This is a genomic window from Variovorax sp. J22P240, from assembly GCF_030316855.1.
Classification (GTDB): Bacteria; Pseudomonadota; Gammaproteobacteria; order Burkholderiales; family Burkholderiaceae_C; genus Variovorax.
The window spans coordinates 605,387-626,988 of record NZ_JASZYR010000002.1 but is presented as its reverse complement, the minus strand read 5'-3'; the positions used below and the strand labels follow the sequence as shown (position 1 = coordinate 626,988).

General features: G+C 66.5%; 14 protein-coding genes. 4 read left to right on the top strand and 10 right to left on the bottom strand.

Annotated elements, in window-relative coordinates:
* Positions 1-46: 46 nt before the first annotated feature.
* The 7 genes from QTI24_RS09890 to glpD form a co-directional block, all read right to left on the bottom strand.
* On the bottom strand, positions 47-1,777 hold the full coding sequence (locus QTI24_RS09890) for an ABC transporter substrate-binding protein (RefSeq protein WP_286600051.1): 1,731 nt from the start codon (positions 1,775-1,777) through the stop codon (positions 47-49).
* Positions 1,778-1,870: 93 nt separating this feature from the next.
* Entirely contained in the window at positions 1,871-2,179 is a 309-nt protein-coding gene (locus tag QTI24_RS09885) for a DUF2160 domain-containing protein (protein ID WP_286600088.1), read from the bottom strand.
* A 133-nt stretch (positions 2,180-2,312) separates the two neighbouring features.
* The gene (locus tag QTI24_RS09880; protein ID WP_286572448.1) at positions 2,313-3,125 is read right to left on the bottom strand and encodes a carbohydrate ABC transporter permease; all 813 of its coding nucleotides are present in this window, start codon (positions 3,123-3,125) and stop codon (positions 2,313-2,315) included.
* A complete protein-coding gene (locus tag QTI24_RS09875) occupies positions 3,122-4,015 on the bottom strand; it encodes a carbohydrate ABC transporter permease (protein WP_286600049.1) in 894 nt (297 codons plus the stop codon). The genes QTI24_RS09880 and QTI24_RS09875 overlap by 4 nt, the downstream gene beginning before the upstream one ends.
* Positions 4,012-5,082, bottom strand: a complete 1,071-nt coding sequence (locus QTI24_RS09870; protein WP_286600048.1) for an ABC transporter ATP-binding protein — start codon at positions 5,080-5,082, stop codon at positions 4,012-4,014. Before QTI24_RS09870 ends, QTI24_RS09875 begins: the two co-directional genes overlap by 4 nt.
* A 1-nt stretch (position 5,083) precedes the next feature.
* The gene (locus QTI24_RS09865) at positions 5,084-6,160 is read right to left on the bottom strand and encodes an ABC transporter ATP-binding protein (protein ID WP_286600047.1); all 1,077 of its coding nucleotides are present in this window, start codon (positions 6,158-6,160) and stop codon (positions 5,084-5,086) included.
* On the bottom strand, positions 6,151-7,815 hold the full coding sequence (glpD, locus tag QTI24_RS09860; protein WP_286600046.1) for a glycerol-3-phosphate dehydrogenase: 1,665 nt from the start codon (positions 7,813-7,815) through the stop codon (positions 6,151-6,153). Before glpD ends, QTI24_RS09865 begins: the two co-directional genes overlap by 10 nt.
* A gap of 98 nt (positions 7,816-7,913) precedes the next feature.
* Between glpD and QTI24_RS09855 the strand changes: the two genes are divergently transcribed.
* Together QTI24_RS09855 and glpK are read left to right on the top strand one after the other, a co-directional pair.
* Complete coding sequence (locus tag QTI24_RS09855; protein WP_286600045.1) at positions 7,914-8,684, top strand: DeoR/GlpR family DNA-binding transcription regulator; 771 nt, start codon at positions 7,914-7,916, stop codon at positions 8,682-8,684.
* 13 nt (positions 8,685-8,697) lie between these two features.
* Complete coding sequence (gene glpK, locus QTI24_RS09850; RefSeq protein ID WP_286600043.1) at positions 8,698-10,191, top strand: glycerol kinase GlpK; 1,494 nt, start codon at positions 8,698-8,700, stop codon at positions 10,189-10,191.
* A 31-nt stretch (positions 10,192-10,222) separates the two neighbouring features.
* On the opposite strand, the gene QTI24_RS09845 is transcribed toward glpK, so the two are convergent.
* Genes QTI24_RS09845 through QTI24_RS09835 form a run of 3 tightly spaced genes read right to left on the bottom strand, consistent with a single transcriptional unit; the run spans position 10,223 to position 15,157 of the window.
* The gene (locus QTI24_RS09845) at positions 10,223-11,179 is read right to left on the bottom strand and encodes an alpha-E domain-containing protein (RefSeq protein WP_286600042.1); all 957 of its coding nucleotides are present in this window, start codon (positions 11,177-11,179) and stop codon (positions 10,223-10,225) included.
* 18 nt (positions 11,180-11,197) lie between these two features.
* Positions 11,198-12,706 carry a circularly permuted type 2 ATP-grasp protein gene (locus QTI24_RS09840; RefSeq protein ID WP_286600041.1) on the bottom strand — a complete coding sequence of 503 codons (1,509 nt, stop codon included), beginning with the start codon at positions 12,704-12,706 and terminating at the stop codon, positions 11,198-11,200.
* 36 nt (positions 12,707-12,742) lie between these two features.
* Positions 12,743-15,157: a DNA internalization-related competence protein ComEC/Rec2 gene (locus QTI24_RS09835; protein WP_286600040.1), complete on the bottom strand. Its 2,415-nt coding sequence runs from the start codon at positions 15,155-15,157 to the stop codon at positions 12,743-12,745.
* Between the two features lie 121 nt (positions 15,158-15,278).
* Here QTI24_RS09835 and QTI24_RS09830 point away from each other — a divergent pair, with 121 nt between their 5' ends.
* The gene (locus QTI24_RS09830) at positions 15,279-18,773 is read left to right on the top strand and encodes a transglutaminase family protein (protein WP_286600039.1); all 3,495 of its coding nucleotides are present in this window, start codon (positions 15,279-15,281) and stop codon (positions 18,771-18,773) included.
* 132 nt (positions 18,774-18,905) lie between these two features.
* Complete coding sequence (locus QTI24_RS09825) at positions 18,906-21,602, top strand: circularly permuted type 2 ATP-grasp protein (protein ID WP_286600038.1); 2,697 nt, start codon at positions 18,906-18,908, stop codon at positions 21,600-21,602.

The following is a 21,602-nucleotide window of genomic DNA, read 5'->3' as shown; positions in this document are numbered from 1 at the left end:
GGACACGCGCGAGACGCCAGTTCTCACGCGTGCCCCATTCCCGCAATCAGCGCACCTTGCCTTCGCGCCAGGCAGTCAGAAGCTTCGTGTAATCGATCGTCTCCCCCTTCGGCTTCTCGTTGTCGAGCTTTTTCCACGGCGCGTGTTCGGTACTCAGCATCTTGGCCGGGTCGCCCTTGGGCGCGAGCTTGGGTGCGCACTTGGCCATGCCGGCGCGTTCCAGGCGGGCCATCACCTGGTCCATTTCATCGGCGAGGTTGTCCATGGCCTTCTGCGGCGTCTTCTCGCCGGTCACGGCTTCAGCGACGTTCTTCCACCAGAGCTGCGCGAGCTTCGGGTAGTCGGGTACGTTGGTGCCGGTCGGCGTCCACGCCACACGCGCGGGGCTGCGGTAGAACTCGATAAGACCGCCGTACTTGTCGGCGTTCTTCGTGAAGAACTCGTGGCGGATGTCGCTCTCGCGAATGAAGGTGAGACCCACCACGCTCTTCTTGGTCGAGACGGTCTTCGAGGTCACGAACTGCGCGTAGAGCCATGCGGCTGCCGTCTTGTTGGCGTCATGGCCCTTGAAGAAGGTCCACGAACCCACGTCCTGGTAGCCGTTCTGCATGCCCTGCTTCCAGTACGGGCCGTTGGGGCCGGGGGCCATGCGCCACTTGGGCGAGCCGTCGGGGTTCACGACGGGCAGGCCGGCCTTGGTCATGTCGGCGGTGAAGGCGGTGTACCAGAAGATCTGCTGCGCGATCTGCCCTTGCGCGGGCACTGGGCCAGCTTCGCCGAAGGTCATGCCCGTGGCTTCCTTGGGCGCGTATTTCTTCATCCAGTCGACGTACTTGGTCAGCGCATAGACGGCCGCGGGCGAATTGGTCGCACCGCCGCGCGCCACACTGGCGCCAACGGGCGTGCACTTGTCCGCCGCGACCTTGATGCCCCATTCGTCCACCGGCATGCCGTTGGGGATGCCTTTGTCTGCCGTGCCGGCCATGGAGAGCCATGCATCGGTGAAGCGCCAGCCGAGCGACGGGTCCTTCTTGCCGTAGTCCATGTGCCCGTAGATCGGCTTGCCGTCGATGGTCTTCACGTCGTTCGTGAAGAACTCGGCGATGTCCTCGTAGGCGCTCCAGTTGAGCGGCACGCCGAGGTCGTAGCCGTACTTGGCCTTGAACTTGTCCTGCAGATCCTTGCGCGCGAAGAGGTCGGCACGGAACCAGTAGAGATTCGCAAACTGCTGGTCGGGCAATTGATAGAGTTGGCCGTCCGGCGCGGTGGTGAAGCTGGTGCCGATGAAGTCTTTCACGTCCAGGCCGGGGTTCGTCCACTCCTTGCCCGCACCGGCCATGTATTCGCTGAGCGACAGGATCTTGCCGTAGCGGTAGTGCGTGCCGATGAGGTCGGAGTCCGAAATCCATCCGTCGTAGATCGACTTGCCCGACTGCATGGAGGTCTGCAGTTTCTCGACGACGTCGCCTTCCTGGATGAGGTCATGCTTGACCTTGATGCCGGTGATTTCCTCGAAGGCCTTGGCGAGGGTCTTCGATTCGTATTCATGCGTGGTGATGGTCTCCGACACCACCGACACTTCCTTCACGCCCTTGTCCTGCAGCTTCTTGGCGGCGTCGATGAACCACTTCATTTCAGCGGTTTGCTGGTCCTTGCTCAGGCTCGACGGCTGGAACTCGCTGTCGATCCATTTCTTGGCTTCCGCCTCCCCGGCCCAGGCGCTCTGCAAGGCGAAAGTCGCCGCGGCCAGTGCCAATGCTGTGTAGCGAATCTTCATGGTCGTCTCCTCGGTGGCGCTTCCCGGTTCTTGCGGAGGCGGCTCCGGGAAAGCGGAGAGCCGGTCCGTTGGAAAAATCATGAATCCCGAAGCTCAGCCCTTTTTCATGATCAGTGCGAGCACGAGCATCGAGATGACGAAGCTGATCCAGATCGACGGCTCGGCTTCCAGGCTCATCCACTCCTGCAGCTTGCCCGCGATGCCGATGAAGATCAGGTTGATGTACGCGGCGATGAGCAGCCCGATGAAGAGCCTGTCGCCCCGGGTGGTATCCATCGGAAGCCAGCCGCGGCGCACCGTCGTGGGCGACTTCAGCTCCCACACGGTCATGCCGACGAGCATCAATGCGATGCAGGTGAAGAACACGGCCACCGGGGTGGTCCAGACCATCCAGTCGAACATCAGCACACCCCCAGTCTTCGCGCACTTCGTGTCGCTTCGCCAACCCCCTTGCAGGGGGCAACACCAACGGCCCGGCCGAGCCGGTTCCGCGGTGCTCCCCGCAAAGAACACACTGCAATCGCTGTGGATTTCATCAGACCCTCCCCATCGCGAAGCCCTTCGCGATGTAGTGGCGGACGAACCAGATCACGATGGCACCGGGCACGATCGTCAGCACGCCGGCCGCCGCCAGCGTGGCCCAATCCATTCCGGATGCACTTACCGTGCGCGTCATGGTCGCGACGATGGGCTTGGCGTTCACGCTGGTCAGCGTGCGCGCCAGCAGCAGTTCGACCCAGCTGAACATGAAGCAGAAGAAGGCCGCGACGCCGACACCCGCCTTGATGAGCGGCAGGAAGATGGTGAGGAAGAAGCGCGGGAACGAATAGCCGTCGATGTAGGCCGTCTCGTCGATCTCGCGCGGTATGCCGCTCATGAAACCTTCGAGGATCCACACGGCCAGCGGCACGTTGAAGAGCAGGTGCGCCAGCGCCACGCCGAGGTGCGTGTCCATCAGGCCGACGGTCGAGTAGAGCTGGAAGAAAGGCAGCAGGAACACGGCCGGCGGTGTCATGCGATTGGTCAGCAGCCAGAAGAAGACGTGCTTGTCGCCGAGGAACGAATAGCGCGAGAACGCATAGGCCGCCGGCAGCGCCACCGTGAGCGAGATGACGGTGTTGATGCCGACGTAGATCAGGCTGTTGATGTAGCCCGAGTACCAGGATTCATCGGTAAAGATGCGCCGGTAGTTTTCCCAGGTGAAGGTCTGCGGGAAGAACGAGAAGCTCGACAGGATCTCCTCGTTCGTCTTGAAGCTCATGTTGACCATCCAGTAGATGGGCAACAGCGCGAACACGATGTAGAACACCAGGAACACGCTGCGCTTGCGGAAGCGGTCTTCGTTCATTTGGTCTCCTCCACCACGTCCTGCGTGCCGACGCGCAACATCCAGTTGTAGAGCACGAAGCACAACAGCAGGATGATCAGGAAGTAGATCAGCGAAAACGCCGCGGCCGGGCCGAGGTCGAACTGGCCGACCGCCTTCTGCGTGAGGTACTGGCTCAGGAAGGTGGTCGCGTTGCCAGGGCCGCCGCCTGTCAGCACGAAGGGCTCGGTGTAGATCATGAAGCTGTCCATGAAGCGCAGCAGCACCGCGATGACCAGCACACCGCGCATCTTCGGCAGCTGGATGTAGCGGAACACTGCGAACTTGCTGGCGCCGTCGATGCGCGCGGCCTGGTAGTAGGCGTCGGGGATCGAACGCAGGCCGGCAAAGCACAGCAGCGCGACCAGCGGCGTCCAGTGCCAGACGTCCATCAGCAACACGGTGAGCCACGCGTCCCTGGCGTTGCCGGTGTAGCTGTAGTCGATGCCCAGCTTCTGCAGGGCGTAGCCAAAGAGCCCGATGTCGGCGCGGCCGAAGATCTGCCAGATGGTGCCGACCACGTTCCACGGAATCAGCAGCGAGAGTGCGACGACCACCAGCACGGCGGACGCCTTCCAGCCCGTCGACGGCATCGAGAGCGCGAGCACGATGCCCAGCGGGATCTCGACCAGCAGCACTGCGATCGAGAAGCCGAGTTGCCGCCACAGCGCGGCGTGCAGTTCGCCATCGCGCATGACCGCGGCGAACCATTCGGTGCCGACGAACACGCGGCGCTCGGGCGAGATGATGTCCTGCACCGAATAGTTGACGACCGTCATCAGCGGCACGATGGCCGAGAACGCGACGCACAGCAGCACCGGCAGCACGAGCCACCAGGCGCGCTGGTTGATGGGCTTGTTGGTTCCGTTCATGCGACCAACTCCTCGTCACGGTAGAAGCAGCTCTTGCGGCCGAGCACCTGCAGCCAGACGGTGCTGCCGACAGGCGGAGTCACGGCATCGGATGCCAGCCGCGCCTTCAACGCGCTGCCGTCGAGCCTGGCGCTCAACATCAGATGTGTGCCGACGTCCTGCAACTGCGTCAGCGTGGCGGGCACCGCGCCCGGCGCATTCGGCTCGACCAGCGCGACATACTCAGGGCGGATGCCGAGCTTGAGCGCGCCTTCGGGCAGCTCGCGCGTGGCCGGCAGCCGCGTCCCCGCGATGTCGAGCATTCCGCCCGCGCTCTGCGCCGGCAGGAAGTTCATGCCCGGCGAACCGATGAAGTGACCGACGAAGGTATGGGCCGGCCGCTCGAACAACGCCTCGGCGCTGCCGATCTGCACGGCCTTGCCGCGCGTCATCACGACCACCTCTTCGGCAAAAGTGAGGGCCTCGACCTGGTCGTGCGTGACGTAGATCAAGGTGAGCTTCAGCTCGCGGTGGATCTGCTTGAGCTTGCGCCGAAGCTGCCATTTGAGGTGCGGGTCGATCACGGTCAGCGGCTCGTCGAAGAGCACGGCGGACACGTCGCTGCGCACCAGGCCGCGACCGAGCGAGATCTTCTGCTTGGCATCGGCGGCAAGGCCGGCCGCGCGCTGGTTGAGCTGGCCGCTCATGTCGAGCATCTCGGCAATTTCGCCGACGCGCTTGCGGATCTGCTCGGCAGGCACGTTGCGGTTACGCAGCGGGAACGCGAGGTTCTGCGCCACCGTCATCGTGTCGTAGATCACGGGGAACTGAAACACCTGCGCGATGTTGCGCTGCTGCGGTGTCTCCAGCGTCACGTCGCGGCCGTTGAACTTGACGCTGCCCTTCGACGGCGCCAGCAGGCCCGAGATGATGTTGAGCATCGTGGTCTTGCCGCAGCCCGATGGGCCGAGCAATGCGTAGGCGCCGCCGTCGCGGAAGCTCATCTTGAGCGGCAGCAAGGCGTAGTCACTGTCCTGCGTCGGGTTCGGGCGATAGGCGTGGGCGAGGTCGAGGTCGATGCGGGCCATGTCAGCCTCCCTTGTGACGCCAGGCCGGTGCAACGACCAGCCGCTCGCTGCTGTCGAACACATAGGCCTGCGACGCGCTGAAGTACAGCGTGATCACCGCGCCGAGATCGAAGCGATGCACGCCGGTGAGCTGCGCGACCAGTTCGCCCACCAGCGTCTCGACGTGGACGAAGGTGTCGGAACCGGAGATTTCCGCCAGCTCGACCTTGCCCGGCAAGGCCATGTCGCCGGTGCCGGCGTCGACGTTCAGCGCACTGGAGCGCAGGCCGATCGTGACCGCGCCCTCCACATTGGCGGGCAGTGCCAACGGCAACATGGGCCCGCCTTCGACCTGCACGCCGCCGGTCACCACGCGGCCGGTCATCAGGTTCATCGGCGGGTCGCTGAAAGCGCGCGCCACGCGCAGGGATTGCGGCGCGTGGAAGACTTCGGCGGTCGGGCCATATTGCAGCAGTTCGCCGGAATCCATCACCGCCGTGTAGCCGCCGAGCAGCAGGGCTTCGCCGGGCTCGGTGGTGGCGTAGATCACCGTCGAGTCACCGGACGCGAAGAGTTGCGTGAGCTCCTCGCGCAATCCTTCGCGCAGCTTGTAGTCGAGGTTCACCAGGGGCTCGTCGAGCAGCATCAGCGGCGCACCCTTGGCCAAGGCGCGCGCCAGCGCCACGCGCTGTTGCTGGCCGCCCGACAGCTCCGCCGGGTAGCGGTCGAGGAACATGCCGATGTGCAGCTTGTCGGCCAGCTCGCGCACGCGCGCATCGACGTTCTTTTCGCCGCGCAGCTTGAGTGGCGAGCCGATGTTCTCGGCGACTCTCAGCGACGGGTAGTTGATGAACTGCTGGTACACCATCGCCACGTTTCGCTCGCGCACCGGCACGCCCGTCACGTCCTTGCCGTCGACGAAGACCTTGCCTTCGGTCGGCGCATCGAGCCCGGCCATGAGCCGCATCAGACTGGTCTTGCCGGCCTGCGTGGCGCCCAGCAGCACGGTCACCGCGCCGCTCTTCGGCGCGATGCTCTGCGGGTAGAGCCAGGTCTGCGCGCCCACCTTCTTGGTGACGCGTTCGAGTGTCAGCTGCATGGAGCTTCCTCTTGCAGGCGTGCATGAGCCCGCATCCAGGCGTCGACTTCGTCGCGCTCCGCCTCCGTGAAGTGGAGGCCGAGCTTGGAGCGGCGCCATAGCACGTCGTCGCCGCTGCAGGCCCATTCCTCGTCGCGCAGATAGCGCAGCTCGCGCTCGTGGAGCCCGGGGGCAACGGCCTCGCCCATGTCGTCCATCGATAGCGCGTCGCCGATGACGTCCGCGACGCGGGCACCGTAGGCCCGTGCGAGCCGGCGCGCGAGGTTGAATTCGAGCCACGGGTATTTCGTGCGGACCGCTTCGACGAAGCGTTCGAAGTCGTCGTCGGGCCGCGAGGTGCGGCTGGTGCCGCCGATCCATGCAGAGAGATCGCCGCCGGCCATGAACGCGCCCTCGGTCCATGGAGTGCGGGTTTCGCCGAGCATTCGGCCGACCTCGTCGGCGGCGTCCTCGGCCAGCTTGCGGAAGGTGGTGATCTTGCCGCCCCACACCGACAGCAGCGGCGCGGCGGTGGTGTTGGATTCGAGCATGTAGTCGCGCGTCACGGCCGAGGGGTCGCCCGATGCGTCGTCGAGCAAGGGGCGCACGCCGGAATAGGTCCAGACCACGTCCGACGGCGTGATGGGCTTCCTGAAATAGCGGCTGGCCTGCGTGCAAAGGTAGTCGACCTCGTCATCGCCGATGCGCGCGGCGCCAGGGTCGTCGCCCTGCAGTTCGATGTCGGTGGTGCCGATCAGCGTGAAGTCATCCTGGTACGGAATCGCGAAGATGATCCGTTTATCGGGGTTCTGGAAGATGTAGGCATGGTCGTGGCCGAAGACGCGCGGCACGACGATGTGACTGCCCTTCACCAGCCGCAGATGACGCGTCGCCAGCGCCTCGCCCTGCGCCGAGTGCGCCACGCCGCGAAGGAAGGCTTCGGCCCACGGGCCCGCCGCGTTGACCACCGCGCGGGCGCGCACGGTGCGCTGGCCTTCGGGACCTTCGAGCACGGCGGTCCAGCCCTCGCCGTTGCGTTGCGCCCGGACGCATCGGGTGCGCGTGAGCACCTCCGCGCCGCGTGCGCGCGCATCGAGCGCGTTCAGCACCACGAGGCGCGCATCGTCGACCCAGCCGTCCGAGTACACGAAGCCGCGCTTGAATTCGGGCTTGAGCGCCGCACCGGCCTCGTGCCGTTTCAGGTCGACGGTGCGCGATCCCGGCAACACCTCGCGACGGGCCAGGTGGTCGTACATGAAGAGGCCGATGCGGATCATCCAGGCCGGCCGCATCGACGGGTCGTGCGGCATCACGAAGCGCAGCGGCCACATGATGTGCGGCGCGCTCTTGAGCAGCACCTCGCGCTCCTGCAGCGCCTTGCGGACCAGCGAGAACTCGTAGTACTCGAGGTAGCGAAGTCCGCCGTGGATCAGCTTGGTGGACGAGGACGAGGTGTGCGCCGCGAGGTCGTCCTTCTCGCACAGCACGACGCGCCATCCCCGGCCCGCCAGGTCCCGCGCGATGCCGCAGCCGTTGATGCCGCCGCCGACGATCAGCACGTCGCAGTCTGCGGCGGAGGCGGTCGATGACGGGGGCGATTCGCTCACGAGGGATGGGTCCGTTCGAATGTGACTTAATGCACGGTTTGAGGGCTCTTCGCTTTCGAATTTTTTCATTCTGGTTCCTTACGACGCGATTTTCTTCGGCGTTAACCCTTAAGTCCATTCGTTTCCTTTCGTTCTAAAGTCATTTGCCCCCTCGATCTGCCTGTCTCGTGAACTCCAATCCGCGCCAACTCAAGCTGCTCAACATCGTGCGTTCGCGCGGCTCCGTCACCGTCGAACAACTGGCCGAGATGCTCGGGGTCACCCTTCAAACGGTGCGCCGGGATGTGCAGCGCCTGGCCGATGAAGGGCATCTCACGCGCTTTCACGGCGGTGTGCGGGTGCCGAGTTCGACCACGGAGAACATCGGCTACCAGCAGCGCGAGACGCTGCACGCCGAAGGCAAGGCCCGCATTGCGCGCGCGGTGGCGGCGCGGGTGCCCAACGACTGTTCGCTGATCCTCAACATCGGAACCACGACCGAGGCCATTGCGAAGGCGTTGCTGCACCACACCGGCCTGCGCGTGATCACGAACAACCTGAACGTCGCCACCATCCTGAGCGACAACCCCAACTGCGAGGTGATCGTGGCGGGCGGCTCGGTGCGGCTGCGCGACCGTGCCATCGTCGGTGAGGCGACGGTCGATTTCATTCGCCAGTTCAAGGTCGACATCGCGTTGATCGGCGTGTCGAGCATCGAGGCCGACGGCACGCTGCGCGACTTCGACCTGCGGGAAGTGAAGGTAGCGCAAACCATCATCGCGCAGGCGCGCGAGGTGTGGCTGGCCGCCGACGCGAGCAAGTTCAACCGGCCTGCGATGATCGAGCTCGCGAAGCTCTCGCAGATCGATTGCCTCTTCACCGACGCGGAACCGCCGCCGCCCTTCCCCGAGCTGATCGAACGCGCCCAAGTCCGCTGCGAAATAGCGCGCGAACACTGAAGGACTCTTTGTCATGACCTACCTGCTCGCCCTCGACCAGGGCACGTCGAGCTCCCGCAGCATCGTCTTCGATCGCGAGGGCCGCATCGTCGCCATCGCCCAACAGGAACTCACGCAGATCTATCCGAGGCCCGGCTGGGTCGAGCACGACCCGATGGAGATCTGGACGGGCCAGCTCGCCACCGCGCGCGACGTGCTCGCCAAGGCCCAGCTGAAGGCAAGCGACATCCACGCGGTCGGCATTACCAATCAGCGTGAGACCACGGTGGTGTGGAACCGCAAGACCGGCCACCCGGTGCATCACGCCATCGTCTGGCAGGACCGCCGCGCCGAACCGCTGTGCGCCAGGCTGCGCGAAGACGGCATGACCGACACCATCCGCGAGAAGACCGGCCTCGTGATCGATGCCTATTTCTCCGGCACCAAGCTGCGCTGGCTGCTCGACAACGTGCCCGGTGTGCGCGCCCAGGCCGAGCGCGGAGAGCTGGCCTTCGGCACCATCGACAGCTGGCTCATCTGGCAGCTGACCGGCGGCAAGGTGCATGTCACGGACGTGAGCAATGCGTCGCGCACCATGCTCTTCAACGTGCACAGCAACCAGTGGGACGCGGACCTGCTGAAGGCCCTCGACATCCCCGCATCGCTGATGCCGGAGGTCAGGCCGTCGAGTGCGCACTTCGCCGATACCGACGCGGCCCTGCTGGAGCGCAGCCTGCCGATCGGCGGCGTCGCGGGCGACCAGCAGAGCGCCCTCTTCGGCCAGGCCTGCTTCGAGGGCGGCATGGCGAAGAACACGTACGGCACCGGCTGCTTCCTGCTGATGCACACGGGCAGCGCCTTCCAGCCCTCGCACAACGGCCTGCTCGTCACGAGCGCCGCGCAGACCAGCGCGCAGCCGCAGTACGCGATGGAAGGCAGCGTGTTCGTCGGCGGCGCGGTCGTGCAGTGGCTGCGCGATGGCCTCAAGGCCATTCCAGGCAGCGCGCAAGTGCAGGCATTGGCGGAGAGCGTGCCCGACGCGGGCGGCGTGATGATGGTGCCGGCCTTCACCGGGCTCGGCGCGCCCTATTGGGACGCCGATGCGCGAGGGATCATCACCGGGCTGACCAGGGGCACCACCGTCGCGCACATCGCGCGCGCTGCCCTGGAAAGCATCGCTTACCAGAGCGCCGCGCTGTTGCAGGCGATGAGCCGCGATGCGGTTGCGGCGGGCGGAACGCCGGTGGCGGAACTGCGGGTGGATGGCGGCGCGTGCGTGAACAACCTGCTGATGCAGTTCCAGGCAGATCTGCTCGGCATACCGGTTGTTCGACCGGAAGTGACGGAGACCACGGCGCTGGGCGCCGCCTATCTCGCGGGGCTGTCGACGGGCGTGTACAGCGACGTCGGGCAGTTGTCGAAGCTGTGGCGCATCGAAAGACGCTTCATGCCCACGATGGGCCGCGCTCAAGCCGAGGAATCGATGGCCCGCTGGGAGCGGGCCGTACGCCAAGCCACGACACGTTGAAGCAAAGTGCGCGAAGCCTGGGGGGTGGGCTCTAGTGCCCAGGCACCAGGAAGTCCTGGCTGATCCGCCACCCCAGCTCATTCACTCGATCCAGGAACTGCGTCAGATACGCATGCAGCCCGGTCGCGAGGATCTCGTCGACGCGCGCATATTGCAGGTCGGCAAGCAGCTTGCCCGCGCGCCGCTGCGTCTCCGCGCTCTGCTCGTTCTTCACCTTGTCGAGGTTGTTGACGACCTCCTGCAAGCTCGCGTGCAGCGAGCGCGGCATGTCGGCGCGCAGGATCAGCAGTTCGGCCACGCGCTCGGGCTTGATCACGTCGCGGTACACCTTGCGATAGACCTCGAAGGCCGAGACGCTGCGCAGGATCGCGCTCCAGTGATAGAAGTCGTACTCCTGGTCCTCCTCGGTGGCGGTGCCGAAGAACTCGCTGTTGAGTGCGTGGAACTTGACGTCGACCAGCCGCGCCGTGTTGTCGGCGCGTTCCAGGAAGGTGCCGAGGCGCGAAAAGTAGAAAGCCTCGTCCTGCAGCATGGTGCCCAGCGTCACGCCCCGCGAGAGGTGCGAGCGGAACTTGACCCACTCGAAGAACTGCGCCGGGTCGCGCTCGAAATCACCGGCACGCAGCATGCGGTTGACTTCGAGCCAGGTGGTGTTCTGCGTTTCCCAGGCTTCGGTGGTGAGCGCGCCGCGCACGGCGCGGGCGTTCTCTCGCGCGGCGCGCAGGCACGAGAGGATGGACGAGGGATTCGACTCGTCCTTGACCATGAACTCCATCACCTCGTCGGGCTTGAACCCGTCGTGCTTCTCGTTGTAGAGCGGCAGCAGCTCGCTGATGGAGAGCAGCCCCTGCCAGCCGTACTTGGCGACCTCGGCGGATTGCGGCAGCAGCGAGGTCTGGTAGTTGACGTCGAGCATGCGCGCGGTGTTCTCCGCGCGCTCGGTGTAGCGCGACATCCAGTAGAGGTGATCGGCGGTGCGTGACAACATATCTTGTGGCTCCCCTGATCAGGACGACGACTGGGTTTGCGATTGCGATTGCGGCGAGGCTTCGCGCGGCTTGGCGCCGCGGTCCGCCTCGAGAATCCAGGTGTCCTTGGTGCCGCCGCCCTGCGACGAGTTGACGACCAGCGAACCTTCCTTGAGCGCGACGCGCGTAAGGCCGCCCGGCACCATCTGCACCTCCTTGGCCGACAGCACGAAGGGCCGCAGGTCGATGTGGCGCGGCGCAATGCCCGCATCCACGAAGGTTGGCGAGGTCGAGAGGCTCAGCGTGGGCTGCGCGATGTAGCCGTCGGGCTTGGCGAGCACGGCCTTCTTGAAGTCCTCGATCTCGGCCTGGGTGGCCGCCGGGCCGATCAGCATGCCGTAGCCGCCGGCGCCGTGCACTTCCTTGACGACCAGGTCCTTCATGTTCGCGAGCGTGTAATCGAGCTCGTCCTTGTTGCGGCACATGTAAGTGGGCACGTTCTTGAGTATGGGCTTCTCGCCGAGATAGAACTCGATCATCTTCGGCACGTAGGGGTAGATCGACTTGTCGTCCGCGACGCCGGTGCCGACGGCATTGCAGATGACGACGTTGCCTTCGCGGTAGGCGCGCATCAGGCCGGCGGTGCCGAGCGTGGAGGTCGGGCGGAAGACTTCGGGGTCGAGGAAGTCGTCGTCGACGCGGCGGTAGATGACGTCCACGCGCTTCGGTCCGCGTGTGGTGCGCATGTAGACAAAGTCGTCCTTGACGAAGAGATCCTGCCCTTCGACCAGTTCCACCCCCATCTGCTGCGCGAGGAAGGCGTGCTCGAAGTAGGCGCTGTTGTACATGCCGGGAGTGAGCACCACCACGGTGGGCTCGGCGGTGGCCGGCGGCGCGGACGCGCGCAGGGTTTCGAGCAGCAGGTCGGGGTAGTGGGCAACGGGTGCGATGCGGTTCTGGCTGAACAGCTCGGGAAAGAGCCGCATCATCATCTTGCGGTTCTCCAGCATGTAGCTCACGCCGCTGGGCACGCGCAGGTTGTCTTCCAGGACGTAGTACTCGCCGTTGCCGCTGGCGTCCGGCGCCCGGACGATGTCGATGCCGGCGATGTGCGAGTAGATGTCGTTGGGCACCTTCACGCCGACCATTTCCGGCCGGTATTGGGCGTTTTTCAGGATCTGTTCGGCCGGAATGACGCCGGCCTTGATGATTTCCTGGCCGTGATAGACGTCATGGATGAAGCGGTTGAGCGCCGTCACGCGCTGCACCAGGCCTTTTTCCATCGAGGCCCACTCGTGCGCCGGGATGATCCGCGGCAGCAGGTCGAAGGGAATCAGGCGCTCGGTGCCGGAGCCGTCCTCGTCCTTCGCGCCATAGACGGCAAAGGTGATGCCGACCCGGCGGAAGATCATTTCCGCCTCCTCGCGCCGCGATCGCATCACCTCGCCGGGTTGCTTCGCAAGCCATTGGTCGTAGCGTTTGTAGTGGCTTCGGACCGCTGCGCCGTTGTAGGGCAGCTGCTCATACATCTCATCGAATTTGTGCATGGGACGACCAATCTCCTTGGGCATAGCTTAGCAAGTTCAAGGCCAAACACTGCCGGAAAGCTGCGGCATTTCATGGTGCCAGTAGCGGCGTGCCTGTTGCCGCAGGCACCCGACCGTGCCCGGGGCACTGCTGGACCAGGATGCCGCACCGCAATGCGGGGAGTCGGCCAGCGCGATGCCGCGCTCGACATAGCGCCCGACCACCTCCGGCGCCGGATGCCCGAATCGGTTGCGGTAGCCGGCCTGGACCAGCGCGACGCGCGGCCGGACGGCATCGAGCAGCAGATCACTCGACGAGGTCTTGCTCCCGTGATGAGGCACGAGAAGCAGGTCGGCGCGCAGATCGGACGTGCGAGCGACCAGCGCCGCCTCTTGCAGACGCTCGATGTCACCGGCCAGCATGGCCGTTGCCCGGCCATTGCCTATGCGAAGAACGCACGAGACCGCATTGGGTTTGGTGAAGGTCCGATAGTCGGACGCGGCCGGTTGAAGCACTTCGAAGACCACGCCGTCCCAGGTCCAGCGCTGGCCCGCCTCGCAGCGCCGGGCGGTTCGCAGCGCCTGAAGCGGATGCTCTGCCTCGATCGAACTCAGCAGTTCGGCCTTCGGCTGCATGGTAAGCACCGCGGGCGCCCCACCGGTGTGATCGCTGTCGCGATGACTCAGCACGAGCGTGTCGAGCCGGTCGCCGAGGGCGCGCAACAGGGGCACGAGCACGCGCTGGCCAGCATCGCTGTCCGGGCTGTAGCGCGGCCCGGCGTCGTAGAGCAGGCTGTGCGTAGCCGTACGCACCAGCACGGCATTGCCCTGCCCGATATCTGCCGCCAGAAGCTCGAACTCGCCCATGGCCGGGCGCGGCGCTTGCCAGAGCAACGCCGGCAGCACCAGAGGGAGACCCAGCAAACGCATCGACCAAGGCAGGCGCATGGCGAGCAGGATGCCGCCCGCCACGCCGGCAACTGCCATCCACAACGCAGGTGCTGGCATCGACAAGGTGGCGAATGGCAGGCGAGCGAGCCACTGCAGGAGCACTGACAGGATCTGCACGGCCCACGCGGCGATATCCCACAGCGGATGCAAGACGACGCCCAGCATGGCCAGCGGCGTCACAACCAGTGTGACCCATGGAATCGCGACCCCATTCGCCAACAAGCCCACGGCGGAGATCTGCTGGAACAGCAGCAGCGTCAGCGGCGTCAACGCCAGCGTGACGACCCATTGCTCGCGCCACACGCGCGCCAGACGGCTTGCGACGCCAGAGCGCTCGCCATGAGGTTCTCCGGCATCCGCGGCAAACAGGACCCCCACCGCCACGAAGCTCAGCCAGAAACCTGGCTGCATCAGGGCCCAAGGGTCGAAGGCCACCACGACCGCGCAGGTGCAGAGCCAGACATAGGGCCAAGGCCAACGCCGCCCCGTCATGCGCAGCAAGGCGACGGCAGCCAGCATCCACACCGTTCGCTGCGAGGGCACTCCCCAGCCGCTGAATGCGGCATAGAGCGTGGCGAGCAGCACGCCGCCGACCAGCCCCGCATGCTGCGCCGGCCAGCGCAGCATCCATCTGCCGCTGCGCCGCCACAGGACTTCGACCGCCAAGGCGGCAAGCCACGCGAACATGGTGATGTGAAGACCCGAGATGGCCATCAAGTGGGCGACGCCGGTCGCGCGGAAGACGTCCCAATCCGCACGGTCGATCGCGTTCTGGTCGCCGGTGACCAGCGCCGCGATCACCCCGGCCGACCGCGGATCCGCCACGCGCTCGAAGACGGCATCGCGCACGGTCTCCCGCAAGCGCTCGACCGGATGGCGCCAGGTGGCGGCGATGCGTTCGGGGCGCGGGTCCCGGGCGCCGGTTCGCACCTGGCCCGTGGCGTGCACGCCCTGCTCCCACAGGCGCAGTTCCTGGTCGAAGCCATGCGGGTTGAGATTGCCGTGGGGCGCCCTGAGCCGCACCGTCATGCGCCAGCGTTCGCCAGCGTGCACGCGGCCGGGCGGGTCGACCGCACCGGTTTGACCCCATGGCCCCGAGCCTTCCGCGTACCAGCCCAGCGAAATGCGCCGGGGCACATCCGGGGGCTCGGCCGATTCGACTTCGAGCTCGAAGCGCACCATCCCCTCGCCGCGCTGGGGCATCTGCGCGACCACCCCGATCACTTGCAGCTCCCGCCCTTCGAGCGTCGGCGGCAGCGCCCCGTCGGCATAGGACGTCGCCCGCCAGCCCGCCATCCCCACGCCGAACATCGCACCGAAGAGCAGCGCCATCGGCAAGACGCCTCGAACCGGGCGTCGCGACGAATGCAGCGCCAGCCAGCCACCCAGCGCACCGGCCAGCAGGCCTGCGTAGGCCGCCCAGTTCCACAGCGCCGGTTGCTGCAACTGAAGCGCAGCCCCAAGCACCGAGCCTGCCATCGAGGCGAAACCGACCAAGCCGCGCGCTTTCGCGCCCGGCATCACGAGACTACTCCCTGTCGCATGCGAATCACTCCCTGGAACCGCTCTGTGGCGCGCTAATTGCTTTCTGTGTCGGCTAGTATGCGTCTCACCCGAGGCACGCTCGACGCACTGAGAAACAATGTCAATCCACGCCGCCCTCCACCACGTCACTCACTACAAGTACGACCGTCCGGTGCAACTAGGGCCTCAGGTGATCCGCCTGCGTCCCGCACCGCATTGCCGAAGTAACGTGATCTCGTATTCGCTGCGCGTCGAACCCGAGCAGCACTTCATCAACTGGCAGCAGGATCCGTTCGCGAACTACCTGGCCCGGCTGGTGTTTCCCGAGAAGTCGCGCGAGTTCAAGGTCACGGTCGACCTCGTGGTCGAGATGGCGGTCTACAACCCCTTCGATTTCTTCCTGGAACCGCAGGCCGAGAACTTCCCCTTCAAGTACACCGAGGCGCAGGCGCAGGAACTCGCGCCCTACCTCGTGGCCGACGAAGCCACGCCGCTGGTGCAGGCCTATCTGGAGAAGGTCGATCGCAAGGAGCAGCGGACCATCGACTTCCTGGTCGGCATCAACCAGCAGGTGCAGAAGGACGTCAACTACCTGATCCGCATGGAACCCGGCGTGCAGACACCGGAAGAAACGCTCACCAACGGCTCCGGCTCCTGCCGCGATTCCGGCTGGCTGCTGGTGCAACTGCTGCGCCATTGCGGGCTGGCGGCGCGATTCGTGTCGGGCTACCTCATCCAACTCACGCCGGATGTGAAGGCGCTCGACGGCCCGAGCGGCACCACCGTGGACTTCACCGACCTGCACGCCTGGTGCGAGGTCTACCTCCCCGGCGCCGGCTGGATCGGGCTCGACGCCACCTCCGGCCTGCTGGCCGGCGAGGGCCACATCCCGCTGGCCTGTACGCCGACGCCGTCGAGCGCCGCACCGATCGAAGGCGTGGTGGACGATGCCGAAGTCGAGTTCGGCCATGAAATGAAGGTCACGCGCATTCATGAATCGCCGCGCGTCACCAAGCCCTACACCGAGGAGCAATGGGCCGAAGTGCTGGCGCTCGGCGATGCGGTCGACAAGCGCCTGAAGGCCGGCGACGTGCGCCTCACCATGGGTGGCGAGCCGACCTACGTGGCCACCAGCGACCGCGATGCGGCCGAATGGAACACCGATGCGCTCGGCCCGACCAAGCGCGGCTACGCGACCGAACTCGTGCACAAGCTGCGCGCCGAATACGGTGAGGGCGGCTTCCTGCACTTCGGGCAGGGCAAGTGGTATCCGGGCGAGCAGTTGCCGCGCTGGGCGCTGTCGATCTTCTGGCGCGCCGACGGCGAGACGCTCTGGCACAACCCCGCGCTTTTCGCGGACGAACGCCATCCGACCCACTACACCAGCGAAGACGCGCGCCGCTTCACCACCGTGCTCGCGCACCGCCTCGGACTGACCGAGCGCTACATCCAGCCCGGCTACGAGGACGTCTACTACTACCTTTGGCGCGAACGCCGGCTGCCGGTGAACGTCGACCCCTTCGAATCGAAGCTCGACGACGAAATGGAGCGGGTTCGCCTGCGCCGCGTGTTCACGCAGAAGCTCGACGCCGTGATCGGCTACATGCTGCCGATCGAGGCCTCGAACGCCGACACCGATGCGCCCGCACTCGCAGGGCCCGGCTGGAAGACCGGCCCCTGGTTCTTGCGCGACGACCGCATGTACCTGATCCCCGGCGATTCCCCGATGGGCTATCGCCTGCCGCTCGACTCGCAGCCATGGGCCAGCAAGGGAGACTATCCCTACCTCGTCGAGCGCGATCCGACCGCGCCGCGCGGTGCCTTGCCGACCGGTGCCGACTACCGTGCACGCTACGCCGGCCCGCCGACCGGACCGCATGCCGATCGAAGCGCAGTGCCCTATGCCTTCGGCACGCCGCCCGCGACGGCTGCGTCGGTGCGCCTGCAGACGCCAGGCGGCAATGCCGGTGACGCAACGGAGGCCAACCTCGATCCCACCACGCCCCGGATGCCACGTCGCGGCGAGTCGGCCCACTGGGTCACGCGCACCGCGCTGTGCGTCGAAGTGCGCGATCCGCGTCGCGCCAACGGCCCGGCCGCGGAAAAGGTCGGCAGCGCCTCGGGTGTGCTCTATGTCTTCATGCCGCCACTCGCCCGGCTGGAGGACTACCTGGATCTCGTCGCCGCGGTCGAAGCGACCGCTGAACAGCTCGGCGTGCAGATCGTCATGGAGGGCTACCCGCCCCCTCGCGATCCGCGCCTCAAGATGCTGCAGGTCACGCCCGATCCGGGCGTGATCGAAGTCAACATCCACCCGGCACACAACTGGCGCGAACTGGTCGATCACACCGAGTTCCTCTACAACGCCGCGTTCGAGACGCGCCTGTCGGCCGAGAAGTTCATGACCGACGGCCGCCACACCGGCACCGGGGGCGGCAACCACTTCGTGATGGGCGGCGCCGTGCCGACCGACAGCCCCTTCCTGCGCCGGCCGGAACTGCTCGCGAGCCTGCTGCTCTACTGGCACAACCATCCGTCGCTGAGCTACCTGTTCTCGGGCATGTTCATCGGCCCCACCAGCCAGGCGCCAAGAGTCGATGAAGCACGCAACGACCAGGTCTACGAACTGGAAATCGCGCTCAAGGAAATCGCCCGCAACCGCGAGATCTACGGCCAGAACATGCCCGCATGGCTCGTGGACCGCACGCTGCGAAACATCCTGGTCGACGTCACCGGCAACACGCATCGCAGCGAGTTCTGCATCGACAAGCTCTATTCGCCCGACTCCAGCACCGGCCGCCTCGGCCTGCTCGAACTGCGGGCCTTCGAGATGCCGCCGCATGCCCGCATGAGCATCGCCCAGCAACTGCTGCTGCGCGCCTTCATCGCCCGCTTCTGGGACGATCCGTACAAGGCGCCCGCCACGCGCTGGGGCACCGAGCTGCACGACCGCTTTCTGCTGCCGACCTTCGTGAAGATGGACTTCGACGACGTCATCAGCGAAATGCGGCAGGCCGGATTCGCCTTCGACCCGAACTGGTTCGCGCCGCATTTCGAATTCCGCTTCCCGCTGGTCGGGCAGGTGCAGGCGATGGGCATCGAGCTGTCGCTGCGCAACGCGCTGGAACCCTGGCACGTGATGGGCGAGGAAGGCTCGGCCGGCGGCACCGTGCGCTATGTCGACTCCTCCCTTGAACGGATCGAGGTGCGCGTCACCGGCCTGAACGAAAGCCGGCACGTCATCACGGTCAACGGCAAGGTGCTGCCACTGCAGCCCACCGGCACGGTCGGCGAGTTCGTGGCTGGTGTGCGCTACAAGGCCTGGAATCCGCCGTCGGCGCTGCATCCGAGCATCGGCGCGCATGCGCCGCTGACCTTCGATATCGTCGACACCTGGATGAAACGCTCGCTGGGCGGCTGCCAGTATTTCGTCGCGCACCCGGGCGGACGCAACTACGACACGTTCCCGGTGAATGCCTACGAGGCCGAGAGCCGGCGACACTCGCGCTTCTCGCGCATGGGGCACACGCCAGGGCTGATGAGCACGCCGCCGGCCACCATCGAGCTGGCCGGAAGCCGCGAGTTCCCCTTCACGCTCGACCTGCGCCGCTAGAGCCGGGAATACCGCGGAACCGGCTTCGCCGGGCCGCTGGTGTTGCCCCCGGTCGGGGGTTGGCCCAGCGACACGAAGTGCGCGAAGCCTGGGGGGTGAGTTTCCCCTGACAATCACCGCACCGTGGACCCAATGAACGAATCCCTCTTCGACGCGCAGGCGCTGGAAGCACCCGCAGCGCTCGCGTCGGCGCTCGCTCCCCCGGCTGCACCTGGCCATTTCGACGAATTGCGAGGCGCCGCCACGCCGGAGACCGCATCGCGCCTCGGAGTGCCGTCGCAACCCGCCCCGCTCTACGATGCAGCGTCCGTGCCGCCGGCGGCACCCTCCCCGGAACGAGACCTCGGCGGGCAGCGCGAGCATGCGCCGCTCTCGCCCTCGTGGGCGGGCTTCTTCGAACAGTTGGGCCCAGGCGGCTTCGACGACCTGCCGCGGCGCGCGATCAGCCTCGAACGCCAGATCCGCGACAACGGCGTCACCTACAACGTCTACGCCGATGCCGACGGCCCCCAGCGGCCGTGGTCGCTCGACCTGTTCCCGCTGATCGTCTCGCCCGCAAGCTGGGCGCAGGTCGAGGCCGGCGTGCAGCAGCGCGTGCGCGTGCTCGACCGCGTGATGGCCGACGTCTACGGCCCGCAGCAACTGCTGGCCGAAGGCCTGCTGCCGCCGGCGCTGGTGCAGGGTCACGCGGGTTACCTGCGCGCGATGCACGGCGTCCAACCGCCAGGCGACACCTGGCTGCACATCGCGGCCTTCGATCTGGCTCGCGGGCCCGATGGCAACTGGTGGGTGATCTCGCAACGCACGCAGGCGCCTTCGGGGCTGGGCTATCTGCTCGAAAACCGGCTCGCCATCGCACGGCAGTTTCCCCAAGCCTTCGAGAACCTGCACGTGCAGCGCCTCGCCGCGACCTACAACGCAATGATGGAAGGGCTGCAGAACATGTGCCCGGCCGGCCAGCCGCCCCACATCGCCCTGCTCACGCCCGGCCCCTACAACGAAACCTACTTCGAGCACGCGTACCTCGCGCGCTATCTCGGCGTCACGCTGGTCGAGGGCAACGACCTGACGGTACGCGACCAGCGCCTCTACCTCAAGACGTTGCAGGGCCTGCGACCGGTGCACGGCCTCATCAAGCGGCTGGACGACCAGTACCTCGACCCACTAGAACTGCGTCCCGATTCCACGCTCGGCGTGCCGGGCCTGCTGCAGGCCATTCGCGCGGGCAACGTGCTGGTGGCCAACATGCCCGGCTCGGCCTTCCTCGAATCGCCTGCCCTGCTCGGCTTTCTGCCCGCACTGGCGCGACGCCTGATCGGAGAGAAGCTGCGACTGCCGGCGCTGCCCACCTGGTGGTGCGGCGAACGTGCCGCCATGGAAGCGGTGCTGCCGCAATTGGCGGACTGCGCGATCAAGTCCACCTACCCCGGCGACGATTCGCACACCAGCTTCGACGCCGTGCTCGGCCGCCACATGGGCCGGCGCGAACTCGACGAGTGGGCCGGCCGCATCGTGCGCCAGGGCGACGAGCACACCGTGCAGAGCTACCTGCCGCTGTCGCAGATGCCGACCTGGACGCAGGACCTCGGACGTGGCCACATCGCGCCCCGGTCGGTGCTCTTGCGCGTGTTCGCGGTGAGCGACGGGCCGCGCTCGTGGCGCGTTCTCCCCGGCGGCCTCGCACGCCTGGTCGGACCCGATGCGCAGATCGCCTCGATGCAGCGCGGCGGTAGCAGCGCCGATGTCTGGGTACAGACGCTGGACGAGATCGATCGCACCTCGCTGCTGCACCCGCATGCGACGCCAGCGTCGCTGGCACGCCATCGCGCCCCCGTCACCAGTCGCGCCGCGGAGAACATGTTCTGGCTGGGCCGCTACACCGAGCGCGCCGAGAACGCCGTGCGCCTGGCTCGCCTCACCATCGACCTGCTGGGCGGCGAAGACCAATCCTCGCGTGCCCTGCTGGTCTGGCTGCATCAACTCGCGCTGCGCAACGCGCTGGTCTCGCCCGAAGTGCCGAGCCTGCCGAAGTCCCGTCGCGTGTTCGAGCGCGCGCTGATCGCGGAACTGGGCGACGTCGAGAAGGGCGGCAGCGTGGGCTACAGCCTGCGCTGCATCCGCCAGTCCGCCGCCGCGGTGCGCGAGCGGCTGTCGCAGGATCACTGGAACCAGATCGTGCGCGCCGAGACCGACTTCCTGCGCCGCAGCGCCGAACAGGCGAGCGAGAAAGGCGAAGGCGGCTACGCGACCGGCGCCGCGCTGCGCCTGCTCGAATCCGCGAGCACCGCGCTGGCGGCGATGACCGGCGCCCAGACCGACCGCATGACGCGCGACGACGCGTGGCGGCTGCTGTCCATCGGCCGGCACATCGAGCGCTTGGGATTTCTCTCCAGCGCCCTGGCCGCCGGCTTCGAGCACGGCTCGGTGCACGAGGTGAGTGGCTTCGAAGCGATGGTGGCGCTGTTCGACAGCACGATCACCTTCCATGCGCGCTACCAGCAGCGTCGCGACGTCGCGACGCTGGTCGACCTGCTGGTGCTCGACGGCGACAACCCGCGATCGCTGGCCTGGGTCACGCAGACGCTGCGCAAGCGCATCGCCCGGCTCGCGGGCAGCGCGCCTGGCAAGCTCACCGCCCTTTCCCACGAGTTGCCCGATCCGGACACCTGGACGCTGGAGCATTTGTGCGAAGCCGGTCCCGACGCGCAGTATCCTGCGCTGGTTCACCTGTTCACTGCCTGCGAGACAGCCGCATACCATGTGTCGGACGCGATCGGGACGCGCTATTTCACGCTCACGTCCGAATCCGTCCGGTCCGTTGGAGCCTGA